We start from the raw sequence: 20,625 nt of genomic DNA, 5'->3' as shown, positions 1-20,625 counted from the left end.
GAACCCGGAAGCTAAGCCTCACAGCGCCGATGGTACTGCAGGGGGGACCCTGTGGGAGAGTAGGACGCCGCCGAACAATCATTCAGAGAAGGCCCACCCGGGTGACCGGGTGGGCCTTTTCGCATTTCCGGGACATTCCAAGGACCATCGACTCGAAGGATCATCGGCCCGGTCCGGTGTTGCTCCTACCACCACCAGGTGGTCCTAGGTCTACCCCGGAACTGGGGTGCCATGGCCAGTGTCCGGAGCGGGTCGTTCGTGAACACTGATGAAGGACGATCGGTACCGGCATCAGGAGTTTGCGTGACCACAGACACTTGTACGAGCGGCACGTCCGTCCGTGCGCAGACCCAGGTGGCCTTCCAGGCCGGCGGCCAGGGCCTGGCCCGGCTGGCCCAGGTGGTGCTGGGTGCCGTGCCGGGGTTCGTGATGCCGGTGGGGGCGGCCGTCGTCGCGGGGGTGGTGACGGCGCAGGTCATGGAGTTCTACTACCCGGCGGCCCTGATGGCGCTCGCGGCTGCGGCGGTCGCCGGCTCCGCGGTCGCGGCCGCCTGCATCCGCCCGACGGCCGATCGGACGCGGCGGATGCTGGAGCGCTGGTACGGCATCCGGCTTCCCGCGGTCTACCAGCCGCTGCCGAAGCTGGAGTTGGACGATCGGGGGCACTGGTGGACGGGTTACTCGTACCACCGCTCGCAGACGGTCGCGAAGTACGCGCAGCTGGTCCACTGGGGCCTGCGGGACCGCACCACCCGGGCCGAGATGCTCTGGCTGGTCGTGAACCCGGCCCTGGCCGCGCTGCTGGGCGGCGCGGTGGTCCTCCTGCTGGTGCTGGGGACGGCGTTCGCGCTGGGCGGCGCGGTGCCGGCGGACGGCTTCGGCCCGTTCAGCTCGCGGATGACACGGGTCACGCTGAGCCTGCTGATCGGGGCCGGCATGGTCCTGATCGGGATACTCCTCGCCCCGTACGCGGTGCGGGGGTACGTGGAGGCGGCCCGCCGGGTGCTGGACCAGGACGGCCGGGCGTCGCACGCCCAGCTGACCAAGCGGGTGGCCCAGTTGACCGAGACCCGGGCCGACGCGGCGGGCAGCCAGGCGGCCGAGCTGCGACGCATCGAGCGGGATCTCCACGACGGCGCGCAGGCGCGGCTGGTCGCGATCGGGATGACGCTGGGCACGATCGAGCACCTGATGGAGACGGACCAGGCGGCCGCGCGGGAGCTCCTCTCCGAAGCGCGGCAGTCCTCGGCCCGGGCGCTGCAGGAGTTGCGCGACCTGGTCCGCGGCATCCATCCGCCGGTGCTCGCCGAGCGCGGACTCGGCGACGCCGTCCGGGCCCTGGCGCTGGACAGCGCGTTGCCGACCGAGGTGTTCGTGAGCCTGCCGGACCGACTGCCGGCTCCGGTCGAGGCGGCGGTCTACTTCAGCGTCAGCGAGCTGCTGGCCAACGCGGCCAAGCACTCGGAGGCCGAGCAGGTGTGGGTGGACATCCTCTACCGGGCCGGAATCCTCCGGGTCACGGTGACGGACGACGGTGTGGGCGTGGCGGATCCGTCGCGGGGTACGGGCCTGCGCGGGATCGAGCGTCGATTGGGTACCTTCGACGGTGTCCTCGCCATCGACAGCACGTCCGGCGGTCCCACCACCATCACCTTGGAGTTGCTGTGCGAGTTGTCCTCGCCGAGGACCTCTACCTCCTCCGCGAAGGCCTGATCCGTCTGCTGGAAGCGCACGGCTTCACCATCGCGGCGGCCGTGGAGACCGGCCCCGAGCTGCTGGAGGCGCTGCTGACCCACCGCCCGGACGTGGCGGTGGTAGACGTGCGGCTGCCCCCGACGCTCACCGACGAGGGGCTCCAGGCCGCGCTCAAGGCGCGCCAGGAGATCCGGGGCCTGCCGGTGCTGGTGCTCTCCCAGCACGTCCAGCAGCTGTACGCGCGGGAGTTGCTGGCCGACGGCACGGGCGGGGTGGGCTACCTGTTGAAGGACCGGGTGTTCAACGCGGGGCAGTTCATCGACGCGGTCCGCCGGGTGGCGGCGGGCGGGACGGCGATGGACCCTGACGTGATCGCCAAGCTGATGCAGACCACCTCGCGCCGCCCGGGGCCGCTGCTCGGGCTGTCCCCGCGCGAGCGCGAGGTGCTGGAGCTAATGGCCGAGGGCTGCTCCAACTCGGCGATCGCCGCCCGCCTCTCGGTGAGCGACGGAGCGGTGGCCAAGCACATCGCCAACATCTTCAGCAAGCTCGGGCTCGCCCCCGACGAGGATGCCAACCGCCGGGTGATGGCCGTCCTGGCCTACCTCAACGGCACGGCGGGGCAGAGCCGCTGACGGCCCGACCGGTGCCGGCGCCCCGGGCGCGGTGGGTACTGTGACACCCCAGGCTGCGGAAACGCTGAAACACCCGTACGAGTAAACTCCGGTGGGCCGAGCCCGGACGCTGTTCAGCCGTCCGGCGGCCCGACTGGCGGGAACCGGCAGCCGATGCGCGTACGGCAGCAGCCGACATCCAGGGGTTGATAGACGTAATGGCACGCCCAACGCTCACCAAGGCCCATCGCGGCCTGCTCGGCCTGGTCGCGGCCGGGGCCTGCATCATCTCGGGCATCGGGTTCGCGGGCTCGTACAACGCGGTGCGCGAGCTGGCCCTGGAGAAGGGCTTCGGTGCCTTCTCCTACGCCTTCCCGATCGGCGTGGACGCGGGCATCGTGGTGCTCCTCGCCCTCGACCTGGTGCTGACCTGGCTGCGGATCCCCTTCCCGATGCTGAGGCAGACCGCCTGGCTGCTGACCGTCGCCACCATCGCCTTCAACGCGGCGGCCTCCTGGGGTGACCCGCTCGGCATGGGGATGCACGCCGTCATCCCGGTGCTGTTCGTCGTCGTGGTCGAGGCCTCCCGGCACGCGGTCGGCCGGATCGCGGCGATCACCGCGGACCGGCACATGGAGTCGGTCCGGGTGATGCGCTGGATACTCTCCCCGGTGCCGACCTTCCGGCTCTGGCGGCGGATGAAGCTCTGGGAGCTCCGCTCCTACGAGGAGGTCATCCGGCTGGAGCAGAACCGGCTGGTCTACCGGGCGCAGCTGCGCTTCCGCTACGGCCGCGGCTGGCGCCGCTCGGCGCCGATCCAGGCGCTGCTGCCGCTCAAGCTCGCCAAGTTCGGGGTCCCGCTGGACCCGTCGCTGCTCGACCGGCTGGACGAGGAGGGCCGCGAGCGCGAGGCCAAGGTCGCCCTGGCGGAGCAGCCGTCCCCGGAGCTCGGGGCCCAGCCCCAGCAGGCCCGGGCCGCGGCGATCGCCGCCCCGGTCCCGGTCCCGGCCGGAGCCCAGCAGCACCAGGCCGCACCGGCGGCCCCGGCCGACCAGCCGCAGTCCCAACCGGAGCCCCAGCCCGAGGCCCCCGCAGCCGCGGCCCCGATCGCGCCGGAGGTCGCCGCACCGATGCTGGCGAGGCTGCACGCCGTCCGGCTGCGTGCCGCCCAGGAGCCGGAGACGGAGGAGGCCGCCGCCCCGCAGCCGCGCGGCGAGGAGCTGAACGTCTGGACCGAGCGCCCGGTCCGCACCACCGGCCACTCGGTCGACGCCGCCCCGGGCGGTCGGGTCCCGGGCCAGGCCTCCCCGTGGTTCAAGCCCCCGCGCCCGGCCGCCGAGGAGCCCGCCGCCGGTCCCCGGCCGCAGGGCCAGCAGCAGGCCGCCGCCCAGCCCGGCACCGAGCCGACCGCCGAGCCGGCGGTCGAGTCGCAGCACCGTCAGCCGGCCGCCCAGGCCGAGCACCGCGCCCGGCCCGAGCAGTCCGCGCCGGCCGAGGAGCCCGCTCAAGGCGTCCCCACCGAAGCCGACCCGGCACCCGTGCAACTGGACGAGGACATCGCCTACGACGGCCTGGTCTCCTACATGGACAGCTACGGCCACCAGCCCGACCCGCCGCGCCTCGCCGCCTGGCTGACCACCGAGTACGGGGTCACCGGCAAGGGGCCGGACGGTGCGGTCCACCCCAAGGAGGTCGCCGAGCTCTACCCGCTGCTGCGCGACCGCTACCTGGCCGCCGGGCGGGACTGAGTCCGCGCGGCCCCCGCGCCGACACCCCGCGTCCACCGCTCGGTCGGCCATTGACGCCCGACCCGGCCGGAGTTACCTTCGCCTCAACAAATTGTTGAAGCGCTGGTTCGGCATGGAGGAGTGCGGATGTCGCAGGTCGAGGTCGACGGAACCGGACCGACGGGCGGGGCCTCCTTCTCCGCCGCCGCCCGCGCCGCCGTGGAGGCGCTGCTCGCCCCCGTGGACGCCGACCTGGCGCGCCGCTACCCGGGCGAGACCGGCACCCGGCAGCCGGTGCACACCGTCTACGTCCCCGCCGACGTCTTCCGCGCCGACACCGTACGGGAGTGGGGCCGCCAGGCCCTGGAGGCCTTCGACACCCACGCCGGCACCCCCGCCGAGCTCGCCCGCGCCCTCGGCGTCGCCGACGACGCCCTGCTCGCCGACGTGCACGCCCGGGTCCGGGCCAAGCTGGAGCGCGAGCCGGTCGAGGACCTGCGGATCGACTTCGAGGACGGCTACGGGCCCCGCCCCGACGCCGAGGAGGACGCCGCCGCCGTCCGGGCCGCCGAACTGGTCGCCGCCGCCGTGGCGGGGGGCAGCGCGCCGCCGTACGTCGGTATCCGGGTCAAGTGCATGGAGGCGCCCGTCCGGGCCCGCGGCATCCGCACCCTGGAGCTCTTCCTCGCCACCCTGCTGGCGAACGGCGGCCTGCCCGACGGCCTGGTGCTTACCCTGCCCAAGGTGACCTACGCCGAGCAGGTCACCGCGCTGGTCCGGCTGCTGGAGGACTTCGAGCGCCGGGCCGGGCTGCCCGCCGGCCGGATCGGCTTCGAGATCCAGATCGAGACCACCCAGGCGATCCTCGGCCCGGACGGCCGGGCCACCGTCGCCCGGATGATCGAGGCCGCCGAGGGCCGGGCCACCGGACTGCACTACGGCACCTTCGACTACAGCGCCTCCTGCGGCGTCAGCGCGGCCCACCAGAGCATGGACCACCCGGTCGCCGACCACGCCAAGGCGGTCATGCAGGTGGCTGCGGCCGGTACCGGCGTCCGGCTCTCCGACGGCTCGACCAATGTGATCCCCACCGGCACGACCGAGCAGGTGCACGCCGCCTGGAAGCTCCACCACGACCTGGTCCGCCGCTCGCTCGCCCGCGCCTACTACCAGGGCTGGGACATGCACCCGGCGCACCTGCCGACCCGCTACGTCGCGGTGTACTCCTTCTACCGGGAGGGCCTGGCGGCGGCCGCCGCCCGGCTCGCCGCGTACGTCGCCAAGGCGGGCGGCGACGTGATGGACGAGCCGGCCACCGCCCGGGCGCTCAGCGGCTACCTGCTGCGCGGCCTGGACTGCGGCGCCGTCGACTCGGCCGAGGTCACCGCGCTGACCGGTCTGGACCGAGCGCAGCTGGACGCCCTGGCCGGCCGCTGACCCCCAGGCCCAGGCACCGCGCCCGAGCCCGGGCCCGGCCCCGTCGGCCCCGGCCGTGCGCCAACTAGGCTGGCGGTGCCGCCCCGGACCCCCGGTGCGCGCACCGCCAGCCGTCGCCGTTCCCGGGAGAACCACCGCGCCATGTCCGCCACGCCGGAACCGACCGCCAGGCCGTACCTCACCATCCGGCGGGCCGGCAGCCACGAGACCGAGATCAAGAAGTCCCGCTTCATCTGCCACCTCGCCCGGGTCTCGGACGAGGACGAGGCGCAGGCCTTCATCGCGGGCGTGCGCAAGCAGTACTGGGACGCCCGGCACAACTGCACCGCCTTCGTGGTCGGCGAGGAGCAGCGCCGCGAGCGCTCCAGCGACGACGGCGAGCCCGGCGGCACGGCCGGGGTGCCGATGCTGGAGGTCCTGCGCCGACGCGGCCTGACCGACACCGTCGCCGTGGTGACCAGGTACTTCGGCGGGATCAAGCTCGGCGCGGGCGGCCTGGTGCGGGCGTACGGGAACGCGGTGTCGGCGGCGGTCGACGAGGTCGGACTGCTGGAGCGGCGCCCGGTCGCCCTGCTCGCGGTGACGGCGGACCACGTGCGCGCCGGGCGGGTGGAGAACGACCTGCGGGCCGCCGGGTACGCGGTGAGCGCTCGCCTACGAGGCGGCCGGGGTGCGGATCGAGGTGGGCGTGCCGGAGCCGGAGGTGGCCGGGTTCCACACCTGGCTGGCCGAGGCGACCGGCGGCACCGCGGTCGCCGTGCCGGCCGGGCGCACCCACGTCGAGGTACCGGTCTGAGCCGCGCGCTCCGCCCGCCCGGCGGCGGGCCGGGGGACCGACTTCCGGACGCGCGTCCGGCCGGCGCCCGGGGGCCGAACCCGTGGTAGCGCTCGCCCACCACTCCGCGCCGCCGCGCCAGCCGGTGGCCGGACCGGTGCCCGAGCCCGCCGGGAGGTGTCGCTGCCCGTAGCCGAAGGCTCGCGCCACGCGGAAGACGGCTTGAACAGATTCACTCGAACGTAGTCTCGTGGCCCGGAGTTGGAACTTCCGCTCCGGGCCGTGGCGTTTCCTGGGCAAGGTTCCGGCCGAACCGGATGAAAACCGTCGATGGAGGACAACAGACCCCACCCCGCACCACGGAGGTATGCGCATGACCTCAGACCGCTCGCCGTCGCCCGCCGGTGCCGACCTACCCGGCCCCCACGGCCCCGCGACGCCCTACCGGATGACCGTCACCACCGCCCTTCCGCACGCCGAGGCCGTCGCCCTGGCCGACGCCCAGCTCGCCTCCTGGTTGAAGCAGGAGGGCTGCGAGGAGCCCCCGCCCACCCCCGGCGCACCCCCCGCCGCCGAACGCCTGCGCCTGGGCGAGCGCGTCCTGCTGGACCGCGACCAGGGACCGCTGCGCGGCGGCCCCGGCGCCGGCCGCTACGACCGCCGCCGGCTGCGCACCCCGGCCCCGCACGGCACCCGGCAGCTCACCCTCACCGTGGCCACCGACCCCGGCGGCCCCACCTGGGTCCGACTGGAGGCCGAGACCCACAGCACCGGCAGCGGTGTGCGCACCCCCTGCCGGGTGCCGGTGCCCGAGCTCGCTCGCACCCTCCTCCCGCTGCTCGACGCCGCCGACGGCCCGGCCGCCGTCCACTCCGCCCCCCGGGTGATCACGGCCGACGAGGTCGACGACCTGATCGACGAGCTGTGCGACCCGGAGCGCCGGCTGCCCACGGTGGTCGCCAGCGTGCCGGTGAACCTCCCGGTCGAGCACTGGGTCGAGGAGGTGGTCCGCCCGCTCTGCCGCCAGCTGCCCGGCCTCGCCACCGCCTACGTGCTGGACCCGGGCGCCCGCACCGGGTTCAACGTCGCGCTGGAGTACCACAGCGTGTACGGCGGCGCCGTGCGCACCTACCTGCCCGAGGTGGACCCGGCCTCCCGGCAGGACGGCGCCCGACATCCGGTGCTCGCCCGGGGCCGAATAGAACAGGACCTCCGCCGCGCCGCCGGGCTGCTCGCCCGCGAGCCCCGCCGCCTGGCCGCCGACCAGCCGCTCCCGCCGCCGCTGGCCGCCGTCCCGGTGCTGCGCGTCCCGCCCCCGCAGCTGCGCCCGGCCGCCGGACCCCCCGTCGGCCCCCCCGCCGAACCGGCCGCGCTCGCCCGCGAGGAGCAGCAGGACCGCGCCGAGCAGCAGGCCAGGGCCGATGAGCTGGAGCGGGTCCGGCACACCCTCCGTCTGGAGCGCCGTGACCGCGCCCAGTCCCGGGACGGCCACGAGGGCCGCCTGCGCACCGGCGCCCGGAGCGCCCTGAGCGGGCGTCACTGCACCGGGCCGACCGCCCTGCCCGGCGCCGCGCCCACCACCTCGGGCACCGGACCGACCATCGTCGGCCGGCTCGCCGCCCAGCCCGGCGGGTGGCCGGACAAGCCCGAGACCTTCACCGAACTCCTCGCCAGGCTGGGCGAGTTCTCCCTGCTCACCTTCACCGGCGACCAGAAGAACGCACTCGCCCTGGACGGCCTCCAGTGCGCAGGCGCCGGCTGGGCCCGGCTCGCCTGGGACGGCCTGACGGCCCTCCAGGAGTACGCCGAGGCGGCCGTGCGCGGCGCGGCCGGCGGGGACTTCAAGCAGTGGTGCGAGCGCACCCCGGACGGCTGCCACCGCTTCCCGCCCCGCAAGGCCGTGCGCGGGGAGTCCCGGACGGTGTTCAGCCACACCAAGTGGAAGCGCGAACGGATGCTGCCGGTGCCGGAATGCGTCGACGCCTCCCGGCGCGCGTTCATGGGCGCGCACCTGCGGATCGGCGGCGGTCGCACCGCACCCCGGCTGCACTACCTGGACGACTGCTCCGGCAGTGGCCGGATCTACGTGGGCTACATCGGCCTGCACCTCACCAACACCCGGACCAACTGACGGGCTCGGCTGACCGCTGCGCCCGTTCGGTGGACAATGTCCGGCAGGGGCGGGGCTGCGGTTGGTCCGCCGCCCGGGGCAGGCGCCGGACGAGCATGGGGGAACGACGACCGATGCAGTACTCAGCAGACGGCCAGTCCGACGGCACCGCCACCGTCCAGTTCCCCCAACCGGGCTTCCTCGCCTCGGTGTTCCGCGACCTCGGCGCCGACGAGGACCCGGAGGCGGACGGTGCCGCAGGCCCCCCGGCCCCCGGCCGCCCCGATCCGGGGGCGGCCGGGAGCGGCCCGTCCGCCCCGGCACCCGCCGGGCCCGCCACCACCGATCAGGCCTCCACCGGCCCCCGCCCGTCCGGCCCCGACTCGTTCGGCCCCGACCCGTCCGGGCCTGGCTCCTCCACCCCGGGTGCTGCCGACCCCGCCGACCCCGCCGGCCCCGACCAGGCCGTTGCGGCGCATGCCCGGGCCGCCGCCCTCACCCACCACCGCACGCTCACCGTCCGGGCCGAGCACGACCGGCTGGCCGACCTGCTGCGGCGGGCCGCCCTGCCCGTCTCGGCGATGGACTTCGAGAGCCAGCTGCGCCACTACGAGCCCCGCCCCTACCCGGCCGACGGCCCGGCCGTCGTCGGAGGCGCCGAGCCCCGCTGGGAGGACTTCGCCCCCGCCGATCCGGCCGCCGCCGACCCCGAGAGCGGCCCCTCCCGGCGACTGCTGGACTCCGGCTACCAGCGCGAACTCGCCCAGGCCCGGCTGACCCACCAGCGCGCCCTGCGGGAGTGGCGCACCCGCCGGGCCGAGGCGGGCAGCCCGGCCGCCGACGAGTCCCGGCGCGCCCACGAGGCGGCCGAGGAGGCCCGGGCCCGCGCCGTGCGCGAGTACAACGACAGCCTGGAGGAGTGCCGGCGCGCCTACCGGCTGGCCGAGCCCGCCGCCGTGGAGTCGCTGCTGGAACGGGCCCTGGCCGCCGCCGAGACCGCCACCCAGGACCTCCCCGCCCCCTGCCGGGCGGTCTTCCGCCCGCTCACCCGCACCGCCGTGCTGGACCTCGACCTGCCCCCGCTCGACCTGGTGCCCTCGCTCACCGGCTACCGGCTCGCCCCCGAGGGCGACATCCTCCCGGTGCCGCGTCCGCCCGCGGACCGGGCCACCGACTACCTGCGGCTGGTCGCCCGGCTCGCGCTGCGCTCGCTGCAGGCCGCCGACGCCGTGGACACCGACGAGATACTCGCCGGAGTGGTCCTCAACGGCTGGCTGCGCGAGCCCGGTGCCGAGCCGCTCTGCCTGGTCAGCGTGGACGCCGACCGCGACGCCCTGGCCCGCACCCGGCTGCTGCCGCCGGAGACCCCGTACGAGGAGCGCGACGACGAGGGCGTCTACGCCGACGCCGAACAGGACGAGGCGCTGGTCCGGCTGCGTCAGCTCGGCGCCGCCGTCACCCCGGACCCGTACGCCCGGGCGGCCGTCCAGCCCGCCGCCCGGGCCGGAGCCGCCGTCCCGGCCACGCCCGACCTGTCCGCCAACGAGTTCGCCCAGCTGGTGCGCGACCTGCTCACCCGGGGCGGGCTCGCCGAGTGGAGCGTGCGGCTGCGGGGACCGGCCGGGCTGGTCGCCACCGGTGAGGGCGCCCCCGGCAGTGCGCTGCCCGGCCGCTGGGTGGTCTGGGCGTCCCGGGACCCGGCCGCCGTCACCGCGGAGCAGATCGAGACACTGGCCGAGGCGGTCCGCGAGGAGTCCGCCGAACGCGGCCTGCGGCTGACCACCGGCCAGTTCGCCGAGGCGGCCCTGGACCTCTCGGCCGGGGAGGGCCACCGGCACATCCACCTGATCGACGGCGACGGTGTCCGCGAGCTCGCCCGCACCCACCTCGGCCTGCCGCTCGCCGCCGGCCGCTGACCCCTGCCCGGACCGGCTCCGACCAGGGAGTTCACCCCGACGGCCCACCCGGCGGGCGGCCCTCCGTACCCGGACCAAGGCTGAGGGGACCGGGCCGGGGCGACCGCCGCCGAGGACCGGCCGGGCCGGCGGCACCCCGGGCGATCACCGCCGAACGGGCGTCCGGTACGGTCGGCGGTCGGCCCGGCCACGGGCGGACCCCAGGGGGAGAGGAATGGGCAGAGCGCTCGTCAGACCACACGGCAGCACCGGTCATCCGGCGGAGGCGGCCCGGTGACCGCCGTCCTGGTCGCCGCCGGGGCGTTCCTGATGACCCTGATCGGCGGCTTCGTCGCCCAGCGCACCGGCGACCGCCGCCACCTGGTGCTCGGCTTCGCCGCCGGCCTGATGCTCGGCGTGGTCGCCTTCGACCTGCTGCCCGAGGCCATCCACCAGGCGCCGGGCGAGGTGCACGGCGTGCCCCAGGCGCTGCTGATGTTCGCCGCCGGCTTCCTCACCATCCACGTGGTCGAGCGCGCCGTCGCCATCCACCGCGGCCACGAGGGCGAGTACGCCGAGCACACCCACGGCCACCAGCACGGCCACGCCCACCGCAGCGGGCACCAGGGCGTCGGCCTGACCGCCGCCCTGGCCCTGGTCGGGCACAGCGTGATGGACGGCTTCGCGATCGGCGCCGCCTTCCAGGCCGGCAGCACGGTCGGCACGGTGGTGGCCATCGCGGTGGTCGCGCACGACTTCGCCGACGGGTTCAACACGTACACGATCACCCGGCTGTACGGGAACAACCGGCGCCGGGCGCTGACCCTGCTCGCCGCCGACGCCCTGGCCCCGGTCTCCGGCGCCGCGATCACCCTGGCCTTCACCATCCCGGAGCACCTGCTCGGCCTCTACCTGGGCTTCTTCTCCGGCTTCCTGCTCTACCTCGCGACCTCCGACATCCTCCCCGAGGCGCACAGCCCGCACCCCTCGCGCAGCACCCTGCTGTGCACGGTGGCCGGGGTCGGCTTCATGTGGCTGGTCATCGGCTTCGCCACCTAGGAACCTGCCCGGCGTCCCGGGCCCGGCCGCGCAAGGCCAGGCCCGGCCCGCGGGACACGCCTCAGCCCGGCAGGGCGCCCCAGCCGTCCCGCATCGCCGCCAGCGCCTCGGTGATGGCCGGCCGCCGGGAGGCCTGGCTGCGCCAGAGCGCGAACACCCGCCGGCTCGGCTGCGAGGCGACCGGGCGGGCCGCCACCCCGGCCGGCAGCGGGCCCCGGCCGAGCCGGGGCACCACGGCCATCCCCAGTCCGGCCGCGACCAGGGCGATCTGGGTCTCGAAGTCGCCGACCTGGTGGTGCACGTCCGGTTCCTCCCCGGCCTCGCGCAGGGTGCGGACCAGCCAGTCGTGGCAGATGTTGCCCGGCGGCACGCTGATCCAGCGCTGTCCGCGCAGCCGCTCCACCGGCACCGCGTCCAGCCCGGCCAGCTCGTCCCCGGCGGGCAGCACCAGGTCCACCGGGTCCGTCCCGAGGTCCAGCCGGGAGAGCCCCTCCTGCACGGGCAGCGGCACGGTCGGCCAGTCCTGCACCAGCGCCAGGTCCACCTCCCCGCGCGCCACCAGCTCCGCCGCCGGGTACGGGTCGCTCTCCAGCAGCCGTACGTCCAGCTCCGGGCAGCGCCGCCGCAGGTCGGCCAGCACCCCGGGCATCAGCCCGCGCGCCCCGGTCGCGAAGGCGGCCACCAGCAGCCGCCCGACCGCCCGGCCGCGCTGCTCCTCCAGCCGCACCTCGGCCTGCTCCACCAGCCCCAGGACGGCCCGCGCGGTGGCCGCCAGCTCCCGCGCCGCGTCGGTCAGCACCACGCCCCGGCCCTGCCGCTCCAGCAGCACCGTCCGGGTCTCCCGCTCCAGCTTGGCGATCTGCTGGGAGACCGCCGAGGGCGTGAAGCCGAGCGCGGCCGCCGCCCCGCCGACCGAGCCGTGCACCGACACCGCGTGCAGCGCCCGCAGGCGCCCCAGATCCATCATGCAGTGATCCTAAAGAATCACGTTCAGTATTCATCGCTGGTGCTGAAGGGTCCCGCGCCACCATGCTCGGCCCATGACCGCGATCCCCGCCGCACCGCAGGCCGCAACCCCCGCCGCGTCGGCCGGCGCGAGCATGCGCCCCCGTCACATCGCCCTGGCCGTCCTGGTGGCCGCCGTGTGGGGCCTCAACTTCGTCCTCATCCACGTCGGCCTGGACAGCTTCCCGCCGCTGCTCTTCTGCGCCCTGCGGTTCGCCGTGGTCGCGGTGCCCGCGGTCTTCTTCGTCGGCCCGCCCCGGGTGGCCCGGCGCTGGGTGCTGGCGGTCGGCGTGGTGCTCGGGGTGGTCAAGTTCGGGCTGCTCTTCCTCGGCATGCACGCCGGGATGCCGGCCGGCCTCTCCTCCCTGGTGCTCCAGGGGCAGGCGGGGTTCACCGCGCTGTTCGCCGCCGTCCTGCTGCGCGAGCGCGCCGGCCGCCGGCGGCTGCTCGGCCTGGGCCTGGCCTTCGCGGGCATCGCCCTGAGCGCCCTCGACCAGGGCCTCGGCGGCCCGTTCGGGGCCTTCGTCCTGGTCGTGCTGGCCGCCGTCGCCTGGGGCCTGTCCAACGTGCTGACCCGCAGGGCCGCGCCGCCGGACGCGCTGCGCTGGATGGTCTGGGTCAGCGCGGTGCCGCCGCTGCCGCTGCTGGCCCTGTCGCTGCTGGTGGAGGGCCCGGACGCGGACCTGCGGGCACTCGGCGGGATGACGGCGGCCGGGCTCGGCGTGATCGGCTACGTCGGGCTGGTCTCCACCCTGTTCGGCTTCGTCGCCTGGAGCTACCTGCTGCGCAGCTACGACGCCACCGCGGTCGCGCCCTACTCGCTGCTGGTGCCGGTGTTCGGGATGTCCTCGGCCTGGCTGCTGCTCGGCGAGCGGGTCACCCCGACGGCCGCCACGGCCGCCCTGCTGGTGATCGCCGGGATCGGGATCACCGCGCTGCGCCCGGGGGCGCCGTCCGCACTGGCGGCCCGGCTTCGAGGAAGCGCGCCTCGGCGGCCCGCAGCACTCGCAGCAGCACCTCCTCGTCCTCGGGGCTGACCTCGCCGAAGTAGTCCTGGGCGACCTCGTCCCGGACCTGGAGGATCCGCTCCACCGCCGCGCGCCCGTCCTCGGTCAGCAGGATCCGGACCGCCCGGCGGTCGGCCGGGTCGGGGCGGCGCTCGACCAGGCCGGCCTCCTCCAGCGCGTCGACGACCGTGGTGGCCGAGCGCGGGGCGATGTGCAGCTTGTCGGCGAGGTCGCTCAGCCGCATCGCCCGGTCCGGCGACTCGCAGCCGGGTACGTGGGCGAGCGTGCGCAGCGCCCGGGCCTGGCCGGGGGTGATGCCGTAGGGCTCCAGTCGCCAGCCGGTCTGCCGGCGGATCCGCTTGATCGCCCTGGTCATCGCGTCCGCCAGTTCGGCGGGGACGCCGGAGGTGCCGGGGATGCCGGAGGTGCCGGGCTCGCCGGGCCGGGGGCCGGGGGAGGGGTCCGCCGGATCGTCGGTCGGCGTGGTGGTCATCGGCGGTCTCCTCGGCTGGGGTCGGCCCAAGCGTATCGGCCGGTCCCGGGCGTGTGGCCGACCGTGGAAAGTGCTCGGAGAAATATCTTGAGCTTAGCTCAGCATCTGCGTTACGGTACTTCCAAGTGAGGGGACCCTAAGTTCCCCTTCCCGATCCTGGAGTTCCCGTGCCCGTTTCCACCGCCCGCGTCGCCACCGACCGCCCCGCCCGCTACGCCAAGCAGCTCGCCGCCCACATGAGCAAGCGGATCGAGACCTCCTTCTCCCCGGAGACCGGCCACGGCACCCTGGTCTTCAAGGCCGGCACCGCCACCATGGAGGCCCGGCCGGACGCCCTGCTGCTCACCGTCGAGGGCGAGCGCCGGGACCTGGCCGGCCTGGAGGACGTGGTCGGCCGCCACCTCGTCCGCTTCGGCGCCCGCGACGAACTCGTCGTCGAATGGCACCGCGACAACGGCGAGACCGGCCTCGTCCACCGCAACGACGACGAGGACGCCCCCGAGCAGGGCACCCCCGAGGCCTGACCCCCGAGGCCTGACCCCTGAGGCCTGACCCCCGAGGCCTGACGCCCTCGGGCGCCGGGGAGGCCCGCCGCCCTCAGGCGCCCGGCCTCGGCAGCCGGCGGTCCAGCGCCCACAGCACCAGGACGGCCAGGCACCAGCTCGCCAGCACGTCCAGCAGCCAGTGGAAGTCGCTCCACACCAGCCCCGCGCCCACGCCGAGCGTCAGCACCACCGCGCCCGCGGTCAACCCCCGGGCCGTCCGCCGACCCGCCGCCCGGGCCAGCAGCAGCGCCGCCACCCCGTACGAGATGGTCGCCGTCGCGGTGTGCCCGGACGGGTACCAGCCCCACTGCCCCGGCAGCAGCGGGCCCCCGAGCGGGCCCGGCCGGGCGAACCCGGCCTTCGCCGGGACCACCAGCAGCGGGATCAGCAACGACGTCAGCGCCGCCACCGGCAGCGGCAGCCACCAGCGCACCGCCCCCGCCCGACGCCACCACCAGGCGGCCAGCCCACCGGCCGCCAGCAGCACCGGGACGGCGGGCACCCCGTCGCCCAGGTTCGACAGCATGTGGCCCAGGTCGTCCAGCAGGGCGCTCGGGTGATCACGGTGGGACGTCCGGACGGCCGCGCGCACCCAGCGGTCCACCCCCAGCAGCGGCCCGTCCACCGCCACCTGCCAGGACACCACCAGCAGCACCACCGCCGCGACCACCGGCACCGCCACCGACCGGGCCACCCGGCCCGGAACGGCGGACAGCCGCCCCGGAGCAGGGGGGAGAGCTCCGGGGCGGCTCTGATGATCGCCGTTCCGTGCGCCCCGGGGGGTGTGGGTCGGACGGTCGGTCGATCGGCCTTCGGTGGGTGCCACCCCTCCCGGGGTGGACCGGTTGTCCTCGCGAGGCCCGCGCGGACCGGCCCCTCCGGGAGGCCCCGCGGACGGCCCCGCCAACGGCTGGGGCTCGCTGTCCATCGGTGATGACACTACGTCAACCGCCCTTCCCGACCGAGCGCCTCCAGCGATTCCGCACATCATCTTCACCCCGCCCCGGAGGCCCTCCGGACGGTCCCCCCGATGATGCCCGACCACCCGGGCGGCATGCGAAAACCGCCCGGGGACTGTCCGGACGGGCAGCCGGGAACCGGACGGAAAACCGAACGGCCCGCGAGGACCAGAGGTCCCCACGGGCCGTTCAGCGCTGTCCGGACAACCCTCCGGCGGGGGTTTCACGACCTGACGGGCGACACCGCTCAGGCGGCGGCGAACGCCGCCTCCAGGATGTCCAGGCCCTCGTTCAGCAGGTGCTCCGGCATGACCAGCGGCGGCAGGAAGCGCAGCACGTTGCCGTAGGTGCCGGCGGTCAGCACCACCAGGCCCTCGGCGTGGCAGGCCTTGGCGATGGCCGCGGTGACCTCCGCGTTCGCCTCCTTGGTGCCCGGCTTCACCAGCTCGACGGCGACCATCGCGCCGCGGCCGCGGACCTCGCCGATGACGTCGAACTTCTCCTGCATGGCCCGCAGGCGGCCCAGCATGACCTCGCCGATCCGCTGCGCCTTGCCGACGAGATCCTGCTCCTTCATGGTCTCGATCGAGCCCAGCGCGGCGGCACAGGCCACCGGGTTGCCGCCGTAGGTGCCACCCAGGCCACCCGCGTGCGCGGCGTCCATGATCTCGGCGCGACCCGTCACCGCGGCCAGCGGCAGACCGCCGGCGATGCCCTTGGCGGTGGTGATCAGGTCCGGGACGATGCCCTCGTCCTCGCACGCGAACCACTGGCCGGTGCGGCAGAAGCCGGTCTGGATCTCGTCGGCGACGAACACGATGCCGTTCGCCTTCGCGAACTCCACGATCGCCGGCAGGAAGCCCTTGGCCGGCTCGATGAAGCCGCCCTCGCCCTGGATCGGCTCGATGATGATCGCGGCGACGTTCTCGGCGCCGATCTGCTTGTTGATCATGTCGATCGCCTGCGCGGCGGCCTCGGCAGCGCAGTTCTCCGCGCCCGTCAGCCAGCGGTACGGGTAGGCCACCGGCACCCGGTGGATCTCCGGGGCGAACGGACCGAAGCCCTGCTTGTACGGCATGTTCTTCGCCGTCAGGCCCATGGTCAGGTTGGTGCGGCCGTGGTAGCCGTGGTCGAACACCACGACGGCGGTCCGCTTGGTGTACGCGCGGGCGATCTTCACCGCGTTCTCGACCGCCTCGGCGCCCGAGTTGAACAGCGCCGTGCGCTTGTCGTGGTCACCCGGGGTCAGCTCGTTCAGCTGCTCGGCGACGGCCACGTAACCCTCGTACGGGGTCACCATGAAACAGGTGTGGGTGAAGGCGGCCAGCTGCTCGCTCGCCCGGGCCACCACGGCCTCGGCGCTGTTGCCGACGTTGGTCACGGCGATGCCGGAACCGAAGTCGATCAGCGAGTTGCCGTCCACGTCCTCCAGCACGCCGCCGTTGGCACGGGTGACGTACACCGGCAGGGTGGTGCCGACACCGGCCGCCACCGCACCCAGCTTGCGGGCCTGCAGCTCCTGCGACTTCGGACCCGGGATCGCGGTGACCAGGCGGCGCTCCTGCGGGAGCGGCGTTACGGCGCTCATGGGGTATCTCCAGACTTCTCGGCTCGGTGCTTCGCAGGCTACGGCCGCCCTCCCCGACCGGGCATGCGCCACTCGGTAGCACTGCGCCGTCCGACTTGTCCGGCACGGCCAGCCCGAGCGCCACGACTACCCGCAGACCCCGCTCCACTACCCTGAGCGCGGGCGTGTCGCCGGTACGGCGGCATGGGTATGGCGGCACCGACGGCGGTCGGGCCGGGCGGGCGAGGGAGCGGGGCCGTACATGGCACAGGACGGGTCACACCACCAGGTCGACCACACCACCACCAGACCCCCGACCCCCCTCCCCCACCAACGCCCGGCCACCGCCCCCGGCGGGGCCTTCGACCTCGCCGCCTGGGCCACCGCCCCGCGCCCCGAGGCCGAACCCGGCGTCTACCGCCTCGGCTACCGCCGCATCGACCCGGAACGCGCGGAGGCCGCCCGCGTCCCCACCTGGCCGCTGCTGCTGCGGGCGGCGCTCAACGCGGTGGTGGGGTGGCTGGCCTTCGTCTACGGGGTCGAGCTGGCCAAGGACGGGACGACCATCATCGGCGTCCTTCCCTCCCAGTCGGTCTTCGTGGCCACCTCCGTGGTGCTGACGCTGAACGTCCTGGTGCTCGGCGTGGTGATCAAGGTCTTCGGCCGGATGGGCCGCTGGCCCGAGGTCTGGCGCCGCTACGCCGCCCCGCTGCTGTCGCGGACGGTGACGCAGGTGGAGCCCGCCGAGGAGGACGGGGCGGTGGTGGAGGCGGCTCGGGGGCGGGACCCGTGGGACGGGCTGCGGCAGGGCGGGGCGTTCGAGGCGGCGGCGCGGCTGGAGGCCGAGGCGGTCGGCGATGTCGACTACGTGCGGATCCAGCGCGCCTGGGAGTCCGCGCAGGCGGACCCGGCGTTCGTGCCCGCGTTCACCGAGCAGGTGGCCGCGCGCGGTGCGGCGGCCTTCGCCCACCCGTCCGAGGCGCGTGAGCTGCCCGGCCGGGTGCGGCGGCACGACCTGCTGCTGGGCCAGGTCTGCCTCGGTGTGGCCCAGGACGTGCCGAAGAACCCGCTGAACCACCGCGCGGCGGACTTCGCACTGGACCCGGCGGTGCTGGGCACCTCGCTGCTGGCGGTCGGCCCGGCCGGGACGGGGAAGACGGCCCGGCTGGCCCGGCCGGTGGCCGAGGCGCTGTGCCTGCAGGCGCTGGCCGGTACCGCGTGCGCGGTGGTGGTCGGGGCGGCGGACGCCGACCTCGGCCCGGACTCCTGGTACGACGTGGTGATCGCGCCCGGTGACCAGGCCTCGGTGTACGGGCTGGACCTGTACGGTGCGGCGCAGGATCCGGACGAGGCCGCGGCGCGGCTGGCCGACGCCCTGCTGCCGGACGAGCTGACCGCCCGCGCGGAGAACGCCCGGACGGCGCTGCAGCAGGTGGTGGGCCCGTTCCACGCCGCGTACCGCCGCTACCCGGGGGTGCGCGAGCTGCGGGCCCTGCTGGGCGGCGAGCAGGACGCGCTGGCGGCGCTGGTGAAGGCGCTCGGCACGGCGGGCCGGCTGGCCGCGTACGAGCGGGACCTGGAGTACCGGGAGCGCCAGCGGGGCCGGGCGGACGACCCGGGGGCGCTGCTGGCGGACCGGCTGGGGCTGCTGGAGCGGCCCGCCTTCGAGGGGGCCTTCGCGACCGACGGAACGGGCCGTCCCCCGTTCGCGATGCGGGTGCTGGACCATCCGCTGCGGGTGCGGGTGAAGCTGCCCGAGCGCAGCCACCCGGAGGCGGCCCGGATGCTGTCCCGGCTGGTGGTGGGGCAGTTCGTGCAGGCGGCCGGTGCGCGGGAGGACCGTTCGCTGTTCGCCGGGCTGGTGGTGGACGATGCCTCGGCGGCGCTGGACTCCGGCACCGTCCGCGGTCTGCAGCGGATGCGCGGCGCGAACGCGGGTGCGGTGCTGCTGCTGCGCACCCTGGTGGACCTGCCGGAGGCGCTGCGGGCGCCGCTGTTCGGCGCGGTGGGCTGCCGGGTGGCCTTCCCCGGGATCGCGCCCTGGGACGGGCGGCTGTTCTCGGAGGCCTGGGGGACGCACCTGGTGCAGGAGACCGCGGTGACCCACACCCCCGACACCTCCGGTGGGGTCGTGCGGCGGGCCGGGCGGCTGGGGCGGAAGGCGTTGTCGGGGACGACGGCGCAGACGGAGTCGGTGACGACGCGGGACGTGGAGCGGCTCAGGTGGTCGCCGTCGGATCTGGCGCACGCGTTGCCGGCCGGGCACGCGGTGGTGTCATTGACGGCGGTGTCGGGGGAGCAGGTTCCGCCGCTGCTGGTGGATCTCCGGGGCTGACGCGGGCGGGCGGTAGAAGTCGCCTCGGAGGTGGATTCGGCAGTGCCGGTTGTCCGGGGCGTCCATAATGAAGGGGAGAGACCCTCACCAGTCCCACTGCCCTCTCCTCGCCCGGCCGCAACGGCGCGGTCAGGTCGACCCTCCGAAGGTGCCATGCCCCCCACACTCGCCTCCGTCGTCCGCAACAGTTCGCTCCACCTGACGGTGCTCGCCGGTGCGGACCACCTGGAGCGGCCGGTCCGCTGGGTGCACACCAGCGAGCTGGACGACCCGACGCCGTTCCTGGAGGGTGGCGAGCTGCTGCTCACCACCGGTATCAAGCTGGGCCGCACGGCGGCGCAGTTGCAGGCGTACGTGCACCGGCTGGCCGATGCCGGGGTGGTCGGGCTGGGCCTGGGGGTGGGCCTGTCGCACACCGAGGTGCCGCAGCCGCTGGTGGACGCGGCGCAGCAGCGGGGTCTGCCGTTGCTGCGGGTGCCGGAGCCGACGCCGTTCATCGCGATCAGCAAGGTGGTGTCGGCGGCGCTGGCCGCGGAGCAGTACGAGGCGGTGACGACGAGCTTCGAGGCGCAGGAGGAGCTGACCCGGGCGGCGCTGGGCAAGGACGGCACGACGGCCGTGGTGCGCCGGCTGGCGGCCCGGCTGGGGGGCTGGGCGGCGCTGTACGACGGGTCGGGCGCGCTGTCGGTGGTGGCGCCGGACTGGGCGGCGCGCCGGGCGGGGCGGCTGGCTGCGGAGGTGGACCGGCTGCGTCGGCGGCCGGCGCCGTCGAGTGCCGCGCTGCAGGGACGGTCGCCGGGGATAGACACGGCGGACGAGGACTACGTGGTGGTCCAGTCGCTGGGGGCGGACCGGCGGGCCCGGGGTTTCCTGGCGGTCGGGACCGAGGACCGGATCACGCCGACCGAGCGGTACGTGCTGAACGCGGCGGTGGCGCTGCTGACGCTCACCCTGGAGCGTTCGCGCGAGCTGCGGCAGGCCGAGGAGCGGATGGGCGCGGCGCTGCTGCGGATGGTGCTGGCGGGCGAGGTGGCGACGGCCCGGCAGGTGGCGGTGGGGCTGTTCGGCGGTCTGCCGGAGGGCACGACGAGGGTTCTGGTGGCCGGGGCGGGGCCGAACGCGGACGCCGCGGAGGCCTTGGTGGAGCTGGGGGACCGGGCCGAGCAGGCGGGTGCCCGGGTGGGCGAGAAGCTGCTGGTGGCGCGGGAGGACGGTGCGCACGGGCCTCGGCTGGTGGTGCTGGCGCTGGACAACGGCGCGGTGCACCGGGCCTGCCTGGGGGTGGTGGAGGAGCACGAGGGCCTGTCGCTGGGCGTCTCGGCCCCGGCCGCGCTGGAGGAGGCCGGTACGGCGCACGCGCAGGCGGAGCGGGCGTTGGCGGTGGCCCTGCGCGGTGGTCGCC

Annotated in this window: 15 protein-coding genes, 1 rRNA gene and 1 pseudogene; 13 read left to right on the top strand and 4 right to left on the bottom strand. The window is 75.3% G+C overall.

Annotation, left to right across the window (positions count from 1 at the left end; translation table 11 throughout):
* The 9 genes and pseudogenes from rrf to ACFXPX_RS38920 all read left to right on the top strand — a co-directional run.
* A 5S ribosomal RNA gene (gene rrf / locus ACFXPX_RS38960) occupies positions 1–76 on the top strand; the annotation flags it as partial.
* A gap of 227 nt (positions 77–303) precedes the next feature.
* The gene (locus ACFXPX_RS38955; RefSeq protein ID WP_380644737.1) at positions 304–1,713 is read left to right on the top strand and encodes a sensor histidine kinase; all 1,410 of its coding nucleotides are present in this window, start codon (positions 304–306) and stop codon (positions 1,711–1,713) included.
* Positions 1,665–2,330 carry a response regulator transcription factor gene (locus ACFXPX_RS38950; protein WP_360245306.1) on the top strand — a complete coding sequence of 222 codons (666 nt, stop codon included), beginning with the start codon at positions 1,665–1,667 and terminating at the stop codon, positions 2,328–2,330. Before ACFXPX_RS38955 ends, ACFXPX_RS38950 begins: the two co-directional genes overlap by 49 nt.
* Before the next feature lie 197 nt (positions 2,331–2,527).
* Positions 2,528–4,057, top strand: a complete 1,530-nt coding sequence (locus ACFXPX_RS38945) for a DUF2637 domain-containing protein (RefSeq protein ID WP_380644736.1) — start codon at positions 2,528–2,530, stop codon at positions 4,055–4,057.
* A 126-nt stretch (positions 4,058–4,183) separates the two neighbouring features.
* Positions 4,184–5,473, top strand: coding sequence for a DUF6986 family protein (locus ACFXPX_RS38940; RefSeq protein WP_380529248.1), 1,290 nt, complete (start codon positions 4,184–4,186; stop codon positions 5,471–5,473).
* Between the two features lie 141 nt (positions 5,474–5,614).
* Positions 5,615–6,269, top strand: a pseudogene (locus ACFXPX_RS38935) (YigZ family protein).
* A gap of 352 nt (positions 6,270–6,621) precedes the next feature.
* Positions 6,622–8,379 (top strand): hypothetical protein, encoded by a 1,758-nt coding sequence (locus ACFXPX_RS38930; protein ID WP_380644735.1) that lies wholly within the window; start codon positions 6,622–6,624, stop codon positions 8,377–8,379.
* A 113-nt stretch (positions 8,380–8,492) separates the two neighbouring features.
* Positions 8,493–10,274, top strand: coding sequence for a restriction endonuclease (locus ACFXPX_RS38925; protein WP_380644734.1), 1,782 nt, complete (start codon positions 8,493–8,495; stop codon positions 10,272–10,274).
* Between the two features lie 309 nt (positions 10,275–10,583).
* A complete protein-coding gene (locus ACFXPX_RS38920) occupies positions 10,584–11,312 on the top strand; it encodes a ZIP family metal transporter (RefSeq protein WP_375896151.1) in 729 nt (242 codons plus the stop codon).
* A 61-nt stretch (positions 11,313–11,373) separates the two neighbouring features.
* Here the strand turns inward: ACFXPX_RS38920 and ACFXPX_RS38915 are convergent, their stop codons facing one another.
* A complete protein-coding gene (locus ACFXPX_RS38915; protein WP_375896125.1) occupies positions 11,374–12,279 on the bottom strand; it encodes a LysR family transcriptional regulator in 906 nt (301 codons plus the stop codon).
* 133 nt (positions 12,280–12,412) lie between these two features.
* On the opposite strand from ACFXPX_RS38915, the gene ACFXPX_RS38910 reads away from it, so the two are divergent.
* The gene (locus tag ACFXPX_RS38910; RefSeq protein ID WP_380529263.1) at positions 12,413–13,354 is read left to right on the top strand and encodes an EamA family transporter; all 942 of its coding nucleotides are present in this window, start codon (positions 12,413–12,415) and stop codon (positions 13,352–13,354) included.
* On the opposite strand, the gene ACFXPX_RS38905 is transcribed toward ACFXPX_RS38910, so the two are convergent.
* Complete coding sequence (locus ACFXPX_RS38905; RefSeq protein ID WP_380644733.1) at positions 13,245–13,817, bottom strand: MarR family winged helix-turn-helix transcriptional regulator; 573 nt, start codon at positions 13,815–13,817, stop codon at positions 13,245–13,247. The genes ACFXPX_RS38910 and ACFXPX_RS38905 overlap by 110 nt on opposite strands.
* 167 nt (positions 13,818–13,984) lie before the next feature.
* On the opposite strand from ACFXPX_RS38905, the gene ACFXPX_RS38900 reads away from it, so the two are divergent.
* Positions 13,985–14,341, top strand: a complete 357-nt coding sequence (locus ACFXPX_RS38900) for a DUF2218 domain-containing protein (protein WP_380644732.1) — start codon at positions 13,985–13,987, stop codon at positions 14,339–14,341.
* A gap of 73 nt (positions 14,342–14,414) precedes the next feature.
* On the opposite strand, the gene ACFXPX_RS38895 is transcribed toward ACFXPX_RS38900, so the two are convergent.
* Positions 14,415–15,044, bottom strand: coding sequence for a phosphatase PAP2 family protein (locus ACFXPX_RS38895; RefSeq protein ID WP_380644731.1), 630 nt, complete (start codon positions 15,042–15,044; stop codon positions 14,415–14,417).
* Positions 15,045–15,568: 524 nt separating this feature from the next.
* Positions 15,569–16,909 (bottom strand): 4-aminobutyrate--2-oxoglutarate transaminase, encoded by a 1,341-nt coding sequence (gene gabT, locus ACFXPX_RS38890; RefSeq protein WP_380408839.1) that lies wholly within the window; start codon positions 16,907–16,909, stop codon positions 15,569–15,571.
* A 241-nt stretch (positions 16,910–17,150) separates the two neighbouring features.
* Here gabT and ACFXPX_RS38885 point away from each other — a divergent pair, with 241 nt between their 5' ends.
* A complete protein-coding gene (locus ACFXPX_RS38885) occupies positions 17,151–19,223 on the top strand; it encodes an ATP-binding protein (RefSeq protein ID WP_380644730.1) in 2,073 nt (690 codons plus the stop codon).
* 153 nt (positions 19,224–19,376) lie between these two features.
* On the top strand, positions 19,377–20,625 hold a 1,249-nt coding region (locus tag ACFXPX_RS38880; RefSeq protein WP_380644729.1), incomplete at its 3' end, for a PucR family transcriptional regulator ligand-binding domain-containing protein.

It is taken from the genome of Kitasatospora sp. NPDC059146 (genome assembly GCF_042786665.1).
In the GTDB taxonomy this organism is placed as follows: domain Bacteria; phylum Actinomycetota; class Actinomycetes; order Streptomycetales; family Streptomycetaceae; genus Kitasatospora.
Note: the sequence above shows the minus strand (reverse complement) of the source record. Positions and strands in the feature narration are given on the sequence as shown.